This is a genomic window from Candidatus Effluviviaceae Genus V sp., assembly GCA_014728125.1.
Classification (GTDB): domain Bacteria; phylum Joyebacterota; class Joyebacteria; order Joyebacterales; family Joyebacteraceae; genus WJMD01.
Genome location: WJMD01000017.1, coordinates 1 through 9,442, shown reverse-complemented (window position 1 = coordinate 9,442; position 9,442 = coordinate 1). Strand labels below are relative to the sequence as shown.

6 protein-coding genes are annotated in these 9,442 nt (G+C 67.0%); all 6 read right to left on the bottom strand.

Going from position 1 to position 9,442, the window contains the following annotated elements:
* Positions 1–99: 99 nt before the first annotated feature.
* On the bottom strand, positions 100–1,827 hold the full coding sequence (locus tag GF405_01035; protein ID MBD3366740.1) for a hypothetical protein: 1,728 nt from the start codon (positions 1,825–1,827) through the stop codon (positions 100–102).
* The gene (locus tag GF405_01030; GenBank protein MBD3366739.1) at positions 1,824–3,233 is read right to left on the bottom strand and encodes a 4Fe-4S dicluster domain-containing protein; all 1,410 of its coding nucleotides are present in this window, start codon (positions 3,231–3,233) and stop codon (positions 1,824–1,826) included. Before GF405_01030 ends, GF405_01035 begins: the two co-directional genes overlap by 4 nt.
* Entirely contained in the window at positions 3,233–3,952 is a 720-nt protein-coding gene (locus tag GF405_01025; GenBank protein ID MBD3366738.1) for an FAD-binding protein, read from the bottom strand. Before GF405_01025 ends, GF405_01030 begins: the two co-directional genes overlap by 1 nt.
* Positions 3,953–3,982: 30 nt before the next feature.
* Entirely contained in the window at positions 3,983–7,774 is a 3,792-nt protein-coding gene (locus tag GF405_01020; protein ID MBD3366737.1) for a hypothetical protein, read from the bottom strand.
* A 39-nt stretch (positions 7,775–7,813) separates the two neighbouring features.
* Complete coding sequence (locus GF405_01015; protein ID MBD3366736.1) at positions 7,814–8,890, bottom strand: hypothetical protein; 1,077 nt, start codon at positions 8,888–8,890, stop codon at positions 7,814–7,816.
* Positions 8,891–9,019: 129 nt separating this feature from the next.
* Positions 9,020–9,169, bottom strand: coding sequence for a hypothetical protein (locus GF405_01010; protein ID MBD3366735.1), 150 nt, complete (start codon positions 9,167–9,169; stop codon positions 9,020–9,022).
* Positions 9,170–9,442: the final 273 nt, after the last annotated feature.

Genomic DNA, 9,442 nt, shown 5'->3' with positions numbered 1-9,442 from the left:
ATTCTCGTCAAGAAGGCGCAGCAGGTCGGCTCACCGGCTCGCCACGCCTTCGGTACCAGTATTCTAGCAAGGGATGAGCCGCCTGTCAACGCGCTGCAGCTACCTCAGCCTGACGGCCTTTCTCGCCGCCCGCCTCCCCTCAATCTCGGCCGAGAGCATGTAAACACCCGAGCTGACGCGTCGCCCCGATGCGTCCCGGCCATCCCATCGCACCGTCCGCTCCCCACCCGGCAGCGCCTGATCGATGAGCGTCGTCACGAGCCGACCCGAGATGTCGAACACTCGCACCCGCACACGAGCCCCTGTCGAGGGGACGCTGAGCGAGAACTTCGCCGACTCACGGAACGGATTCGGGCTTCCCCTCGACAGGAAAGGGCGCGCCGGCGGCGGCTCCTCCCCCACGCCGGTGCCCCACGGCTGCGCGAAGCCGAACCCCGGCAGCGCATCGCCGTCGAAATCGAAGAGCGCCAGGTTCTCCCACGGACATCCCGGAGCGCCCTCGACGACGATCCACGCGGGTTCCCAGTACACGACGCCGGTTCCGAGCCCGCCGGGCGTCGCCTCGACCACGGACACGACGTCCCGCAGAAACGCGAACTGGCCCTCGGGCGTCGCATCGTAGCCCGGATGGAGCTGCGACGCGTCGCCGACGATGTTCGTCGTGTCGTCGTTCCATCCAAGCGTCCACGGGTACGCCGTCTCGACGACCATCAGCTCCTTGCCGTAGCGGGGCGCCAGGTCCGCGAGGTTGTCGCGAAGCCCCCAGATGTCCCCGTGCCACCACGGGTAGAACGAGAGCCCAATGATGTCGAACGAGACGCCGCGTGCCAGGAGGTTGTCGAAGAACCACTGCGCCCGCGCGTTGTCGCAGCCCTCGGCGACGTGGATGAGGATGCGGGTCTCCTCACCGGACCCCAGGCTGTCGCGCGCCCCGGCCACGCCCGCGGAGAGGAGCTCCGCGAACTGGTCCCACTGCTCCGGTGTGTCCCACTCGCTCCCTGGCCAGCCGACCCGGCCGTCGTCCCAGAGCATCCCCGGCGAGATCTCGTTCCCGACCTGGATGTACTCAGGGAGGACACCCTCGTCGCGGAAGCGTCGGACGACCGCGTTCGTGTACGCGTAGACCGAGTCCACAAGCGCCGCGAACGGGACTCCCTGCCAGGCGACCGGTTTGTACTGCTTGCCCGGATCCGCCCACGTGTCGGAGTAGTGAAAGTCGAGCATCAGCTCGAGCCCGGCGGCCTTGACCTCGTGCGCGTACGCCACGGTCGCGTCGAGGCCGTGCCACGGCTCGGACGGCGTGTGCCAGAGCCTCAGGCGCACGACGCCCCAGCCGTGGTCGCGGGCTGCGTCCAGAAGGTCGACTGGTGCGCCGTCGACCGTGTAGACCACACCGTGCGACTCGAGCATCGGAACGAACGAGAGATCACCGCCGACGACCGTTCCTCCCGGCGACCACCCCGCCGGGTGATCGAAGAAGACCGGGGGAATGGTCGACGGACCCGTCACCGTCACCGACCGGTTCGGGATCGAGTGCTCCCAGCGGTCCTGGCCACCGCGGACGATGACGAACTTGTACTCGTAGGTGTCCGTGGCGAGGTCGGTCGTGATCTCGTACACTAGGTCGCCGTCGGCATCGGAGAGGACGTGCTCCCCCGCGCTCCAGCCGTTCATCGAACCGCGGAGTTCGACAGCGTCGACGCCGGGTTCGAACAGCTCGAACGACGCGGGGATCCGCATGTCGACCTGGAAGGTCACGGGCGTCGCGGCCGCGGACGTCGCCACGACGAGCAGTGCTGCGATGAGGCCGAGCGTCCTGGTGTTCACCTGGAACCCCCTGTCCTGGTTGCCTGAGACCCAGCCCCTGATACCACAGCAGGGTCCGTGCCAGAGAAGCCCATCGCCACGACATCCGCGACCCCGAGAACCTCGACCTCAAGCCCCGCCTGCTCGACCATGTCACGGAGCTGCATGATGCACACGGGGCACTCGGTCGCGACGACGTCGACGTCCGCCGCGCGGATGGCATCCATCTTCGGTTCGGCGATCGCCTTCGCGAGGTCGTACTCGGTCAGGCAGAACGTGCCCCCGCCCCCGCAGCAACGGTCGGCGTCCGCCATCTCGACGAACTCGACCCCGGGGAGCGCCCGCAGAACCGCGCGCGGCTCCTCGGACACGCCCTGGCCGCGGTTGAGATGGCACGGGTCGTGGTAGGTCACGCGGAGTCTGGAACCGTCCGCGCCGGGACCGGCCGGCCCCGCGGCATCGTCGCGCCGGAGCCCCTTCGGCAGCCCCCGGCACGCCAGGAACTCGGTGAAGTCGAAGACCGGATGCGGGAAGCCGCCCTCGAACCCCAACAGCTCCTCGTATTCTCGCTTGAAGGCCAGCCCGCCGGACGCGCAGCCCGTGATGACCGCATCGACGTCGAGGTCGCGGAAGAGCTCGATGTTCTTCCTCGCAAGCTCCCTCGCGGTCTCGAAGTCGCCGGCGTTGAAGACAGGCGTCCCGCAGCAGACCTGACGCTTCGGGATGACGACGTCCACGCCCGACGCCGCGAGCGTCTCGACGATGACACGTCCCGTCTCCGTGTAGATGAGGTTCGTGGCGCAGCCGACGAAGTAGCCGACGCGCTTAGCCCGGCGGGCTGCGCCCGTCCGCGGCGTTTCGACGAGTGGCGCAGCCGGCAGCGGACCCGCAGCCGGCACGACGCCAGGCATCGTCTCGAGGAACGTCCGATCCGCGAACTCGGGCAGCACCCGGTCGCGGTCGATGCCGGCCAGCGGCAACAGCAGCCGGAACGCGCTGTCACGGGGAAGGCCGCGGAGAAGGGCGCGCTGAACGAACGAGGCGAGACGCGTGAAGGGAGGCAGGATGCCGCCGCGCCTGAGCACCTGTCGGAAGACGAACCGTTTGAGAAAGGGAAGCCGACCGGCCTCGACGAGGCCGCTCCTCGCGGCCAGCACGAGGTCGTCGACGCGCACCTCGTTCGGACAGGCGTCGACGCAGGCCTTGCAGTTCAGGCACCGCTGAAGCCGCTCGTCGAAGATCTCGGAGAGTTCGAGCTGACCGTCGAGCACGGCCCGAACCAGCGCGACCTTACCGCGGGCCACGCTGCACTCGTCCCCGACCTCGGCGAAGATGGGGCAGACGGAACGGCAGGTGCCGCAGCTCCGGCACTTCTCGGCCAGAGCCCGCCGCGCCTCGAGCTCACGTCCCGGTCCCGTCACCGCCATCACCTCTCCCGCTCGAACGTGATCTCGATCGGTGCCAGCACCGCATCGGGGTCGAACTCGCGCTTCAGCCGCTCCAGGATGACGAGTGAGCCGTCGCCGACAGACTCGTCCGGTTCGTTCCGCGCGACGACGGTCCCCCCGTCGAGGTGAGCGAACTCCTGCCGGTAGCGCGCCATCAGCGGTCCGCGGTTCTCCTCGGCGTCGAGTCGGAGCGTCGCGCCGACGATAACGCCCAGACACCCCCTCGAGCCCGTGAAGAGCTGCTTCAGGTCATAGCCGGTCACGCACTTGACGGTGCGCGACCCGGCTTTCAGAAGCGCGCCGTCGGCCAGCATGACCTCGAGCGCGAGCACGCCGCGACGGATGAGGTTGCCCTCAAGTGTCCAGTTCCCGGGCGCCCGTGAGATGACGTCCGCGACCTGGGCGGTCTCGTCTGCGAACACGGACGGTACCCAGAAGAGCGCGTGGTCCCGGAGCGCCTCGGAGAGGGCTCCGAGGGTCAACCCGCCCTCGACGACGGCCATGAGGTCCCCGTCCGAGACCTCCCGGACCGAAGCCATACGCTCGACGGAAAGCGGCAGCTCGCGCTCGCCGCAGCGGTCCCACCAGTGCGGCACGATGACGCCGCCGTGCTCGCGTGCGGCAGCGAGCGCCGCGGCGACCTCCTGCGCGTTCGCGGGCAGGGCCACGGCCCTGCCCGAGCGCTGTTCCGTCCTGATGTCCTGAAGCGGAAGGTCCGTACGCGCCCCCTAGTTCATCTTGACCATGCGCCCGACGTCCGCGGAGGTTGAACCGCCATCGCCGGTCTCAACGTCGATCGTGTAGAGATAGACGCCGTTGGCAACCTCGTCGCCTCCGGAGTCAGTACCGTCCCAGTAGACCTCGTTGTAGTTGAGGTCGTTGCTCGCATCGTTGAACACGCGGATGAGCCTCCCCCCCACCGTGAACAGCCGGATCGTCACGTCGGCTCCGCTCTGGTTGAGCGTGTAGATGATCTTCGTGCCATCCGGCGTCGTGAATGGGTTCGGGTGATTGGCGACTTCCCGGATGCGGATATCGTCGCCGCCCTCGATCTGAATGACGAACGCCGACGTCTGTCCCGCCGCGTCGGTCGCCTCGATGCGGATCTGACGGTCGAACTCCGGATCAACGACCGCCGTGTACGTCAGACGATACCGGCGACTGGCGCTCCCTGCGGTGTCGACGAGAGCCTCCAGCGTGTACTCCGATGCCGGCACCGTGAGGTCTCCGGCGGTGACCACGACGTCGTCGCGCTCGATCTCGACCTCGTCGATGATCTCCGCAACGATCTCGATCGGGAACTCCGCCGTCACGGCGTCGATGAAGTCGCCGCTCACGAAATCCTCTCCGTTCACCGTGGCCCGGATCTCGGGAGGCGAGGCATCGAACTTAGTGAGAGGATCGCCGAAGAGAGCGAACGTCCTGGACTCCGTGAAAGCGTACCCCTGCTCGATCACGGCGTTGATCGTCCCCTGCGTCGTCAGCCCGCCGATGGTCCAGCGCGGCCATCCCTCACCGTCGGCGCGCTCACTGAAGTACGCCTTGAAGGTACTGATGTCCAGAAGCCGGTTCCAGCTCTGCCTCGAGGAGCCGACGCACGCGAAGGTGGCCACGGCTCCCCGGCTCCCTCCGAGGTGGAGCATCTGCTCTGTCACGCAGTCGATGGATGTCCCCTCGTTCGAGTCCAGGAAGCGGGAGAGCTCACACGACATACCGAAGAAGACGAACGGCTTCCCGTTGTTGTCGAACTCCGAGAGATCGTTGGACGAAGACGCGGCCGTGGCAAGAATGAGCTGTTCGTGGGTGAGCTGGGTGCGGTTCCCGTGGCCGACGAAGTTCACGAGAAGCGCCCCGTCCGAGAGCATCGACAGAACGTCGTTCGTCGCGTTCCCGTCGCCGCGGACGTAGCCGACGGTCTCGAAAGCGTAGAAGATGTCGCCGATCACCGTGTCCCCGTGAAATGGGTCGGTGTAGCGGGAGAGTATGAAATTGACCGTGTCGATGCCGGCGGGAGACTGCGCCACCGTGTCGGCCACCTCCAAGCACAGCACCTCGAAGTCCTGTTCCCAGATGTACTTCGCATACGACGACTCCAGCGAGGGGTACGACCAGGCGTCGTCCGCGATCTGCATGATCCGGTTCCTCCAGGTGTCCGAGGCGCTCATCGTCTCGTAGGCCTGGATCTTCTCGGTCACCAGCTCGACCTGTTCAGTGCTCCCGGCGGGCAGCCGCCCGATCATCATCTGTGGCAGGACCAGCACGTCGTCGGCGAACGAGACGTACCATTGGTCGCTTCCAACGAGCTTTCCACCGCTCGAGCCCCTGAACACATGGGTCGGCATGTAGTTCGGCGCCGCACTCGACTTGACGCCCCGCGTGTCCTCGCTGGCGTCGCCGACGAGCAGCGCGTACTGAGGCGGCGACGTCCAGTTATCGAACGCGTAGGTGAGGTAGTTCCGTATGGCGCGGTCGGACGGCAGACCGCCGCCGAACGCATCGTAGACCTCCGTCAGGTCGGCAAGCGTGACCGTCCATCCCTCGGACTCGCGATAGTCAACGAGCTCCTGGACGGCGGTAGAGAAGCCGTCGTACGAGATGACGATGACCTCGCTCTCGCTCGTGGCCAGGCCGGCCGCGGTCCGCCGCTCGATGCCGAGCGGTTCGAGGGCCGCCGTCCGCTCGAGCGCCTCGTAGCGCGTGAACGACGCGACAGAGTCCTGGAAGACGAGCGCGACGTCGGTGTCGGGCTGCGTGTTCGCCCCCTCGAGCGTGAGCGCGACCGGCGCATCCGGGTCGCTGACGTCGAAGAGGGCGATGTCGTCCGAACCGAAACCCTCGACCCGGGCCTCGAGCTGCCCGGTCACACCGGCGTTCGTGAACTGGAGCCTTCCGGACTCCGCTCTGAAGAGCCGATCATAGGCTATGGAGAACCAGTCGAGATTGGCGCCGGAGCGACCCGGTGAGTAGTCGCCCAGGCCGACCGCGTGCAGGCTGTTCTGACCGTCGGAGAAGGCCTCCGGATCGATCGGCCCGCTGAGGTAGATGTCCTCGTCCATCGTCTGGCTGATGCCGGAGAAGGAGAAGACGCCGAGATCGGTCTCGTTCTCCGCGTCGTCGACGATCGAGAGCTCGATGCGGTGCGTGCCGCCGACGCGGCCGTGCCAGCGCGCGCGGAGCCTGACATCGGCGCCCGGAGCGACGTCGTGAACGGAGAAGGGCAGCAAGTGGTTGTCTCCACCGGTACCGAACGTGTCGGTCCAGTGCCACAGGTCGACCCGGTCGTTCGGCGGGGTGTTCAGAAAGTACTCGTCCTGTTCGAACCGGAGCGTGTCACGGAAGCTCGTCGGTGGCGTCAGGCCGCTCCAGTCGTACCACGCCGGGCGGCTCTCCATCCTGGCGGCCAGCTCGGGGTTCGGCGCTATCCAGTAGACGTTCTCCGTCGTCCACCGGTCCTTGAAACCCGAGTCGTTGAACGCCTCCTCGAAGCTCTCGGCCATGAAGAGAAGGTAGTCGCTGCCGTCGAACGTGCCGTCCTGGTCGGCGTCGTGAACCTCGACGGCGACGGGTGTCTGGACGAAGGGCTCGGACAGCTCGATGTCGAACGACCGCTCATAGACGGCGAGGTCGTCGACGGAATGCGTCGATGGGAACCCCTCCGCGGAGAGATCGGAGAAGTCAACGCGGTAGACGCCTGTCTCGCCGATCCGCACCTTCCACGCGTCGTCGCGGTCGCTGAAGCGGAGGCGGCGGTGGCTCTCCAGCGCCTCCTTTCGGCTCCGCCAGCCGCGGGACACACCCGCGTTCAGAATGGTCGCGTCGTAGATGGCGTTCCACTCGTCACCCGCGACCGGCGCCGTCACTCGGCCGTCGACGCCTGCGGGTCCCGACAGTCTGAGCCGCGCAACGACCCGCGTTCGGAGCGTCAGCTCACCGGTCGCCGGAACGTAGCTCACCGGATGGAGTACGACGCGCACGACGCGGTGGTGCCGAAGCCGTCCCTCGGCGCCGAGTTCGGCGACGCGGGGCGGCCACGCCGCTCTGAGGGACCTGAACGCCGGATCCGCGGTGAACGTCTGCACGGGGATGACGAACTCGCCGTCCCCGACGATGCGCTCCTCGGGCACGGGCTCGACGCGGTGGCGTCCGAGAGATCGGGTCTCTGTCGAGAGCACATCGAGTTCGTACGACGCGCCGTCGGGGATCGCCAGGAGGACCGACTTGCGCGGGAGCCGCGGCGCGCCGACCTCGGTCGTGAAGCCGTACCAGGGCGCGTTCACGCTCACAAAGGACTCGCCACCGTGGACGACCTCCTCGATGGAGACGTCATCGGTGGCGAGTTCGAAGATGATCTCGCTGTCGCTCTGCTCGACGACCCTCGCCTCGTTGGCGAGAAGCGGCGTCGTCAGAAGCAGTGCCGCACAGAACAGGAACACGCGCGTCGCGCCGTGCATCATATGTCGTTCCTCCGTCAGGCCGGTCGCGGGCTCACATGTGACGTCTACGACGCCTCCCGCCTTCATCCGTACCCAGGAGGACGGCGCACCGTCCGCGCCCCCTCTCTAGTGCGTCACCTTCGGCAGGTAGGTCGCGAAGTCGAAATCGGGGCTGTTCTCCTCGTCGTGACACTCGAGACACGTCGCGACCGTTACCTGCCCGTACGAACCGTCGCGGGCGTGTTCCGTTCCCATGCCGTGACACGCTTCGCACTGGACGTTCCTGAGCTCATCCGGAACCTGCTCGGAGCCGTCCTGAGCCAGGTCCATTCGGCACGTCACGTGGCAGCGCAGGCACTCCGGGTTCGTCGCCTGGTGGCTGCTCTCGAGCGTATCGTACGCGTGGGCGTGCGCCGTGGTCTTCCACTGCTCGTACTCGTCCGTGTGACAGCGCTCGCACGACTCCGCCACACCGATGCAGTCCTCAGTGTACTGCGCCGTCTGCTGCTCCTCCGCTCTCCGGTCGGCCTGTGCCGCAAGACGTTCCTTCTGCAGCTTTTCGACGGCCTGCTTGTGCTCCTTCACGAAGAGCGCCATCGAGGCATCGGCCGGGACCTTGTCGCCGAGCGTCAGGGTGCCGCCGGAGTAGCCTGTCAGGATCCCCTCGTCGTCGAACGTCGCCCGCAGGTCCGTGAGGTACTGCCCTTTCGTGCCGGGCTCCATGAAGATGGCCCCGTGGAACTCGCGCACATTGCCGACATGCTGACCGTGCCTGCCCAGCACGAGGAAGTCGACGCCGCCGAGCCTCCCCACCAGCTCCTCGGCGTTCACGAAGCCCGTGTGGGCCAGCAGGATGACGAAGTCGGACTCCGTCCGCATCGTCGGCAGGAGTTCCTTCAATGACTCGTACGGATCGGCGAACTCGACGCCGACCTCATCGACGTCCCGGTGCGTTCGGAACCGGTCATTCGGCTGGATCACGCCTGTGATCGCGAAGCGGAGGCCGCCGCGCTCGATGACGACGTACGGGTCGACGAGCAGCTCGCCCGTCGATGACTCGATGACGTTCGCGGAAACGAACGTGAGACCCGAGTCCGCGATCCGCCGCTTCAGATATGTGACACCGCGCCACAGATCCCAATCTCCGATGGTCGTGGCATCGGTGCCCATCATCTTCATCCCCGTGAGCGTCGTGTTGTCCACGAGCTCGTTCGAGAAGTCCTTCCGCGTCAGCGAGGACCCCGCATCGAGGACGATGACATGTGCCGCTTCTTCGTCTGTCTGGTTGATGTAGCCGGCCCTCCGGACCAGCCCGCCCTTCTGGCCCCCGTGTCACCCACAGGGCTCGATCTCGCCGCGCGTATCACTTGTGGCGAGGATGGCCAGCTCGAACGGCCCGTCCGGGCGCTGGACGTAGTCCACACCGGCGCACCCCGCGATGAGGACGCCGAGGAACACTGCTGCGATCAGCCTGCGGTTCATCAAGGACGAAACCTCCAGAAGTGGGTACGGAGATCCCCTTAGAAACACGGTGCGCCCATCGCGTGGAGACCACAGGGGCACACACCTTCCAGTAAGCAGTCTACCACGAGCCACCGTCCGGCGCAAGCAACGCACGTGAGCCTGGGTCGCGGACCAGCCAGAGCCTGCGCTGTGCGGCGGGGGCGCCGGGAACGCCTCCTCACGGGCGGAACCAGACGGCGGGAGCCGATAGAAAAACGGGCGGCGCGTGAAGCACCGCCCGTCTTCCGAGGT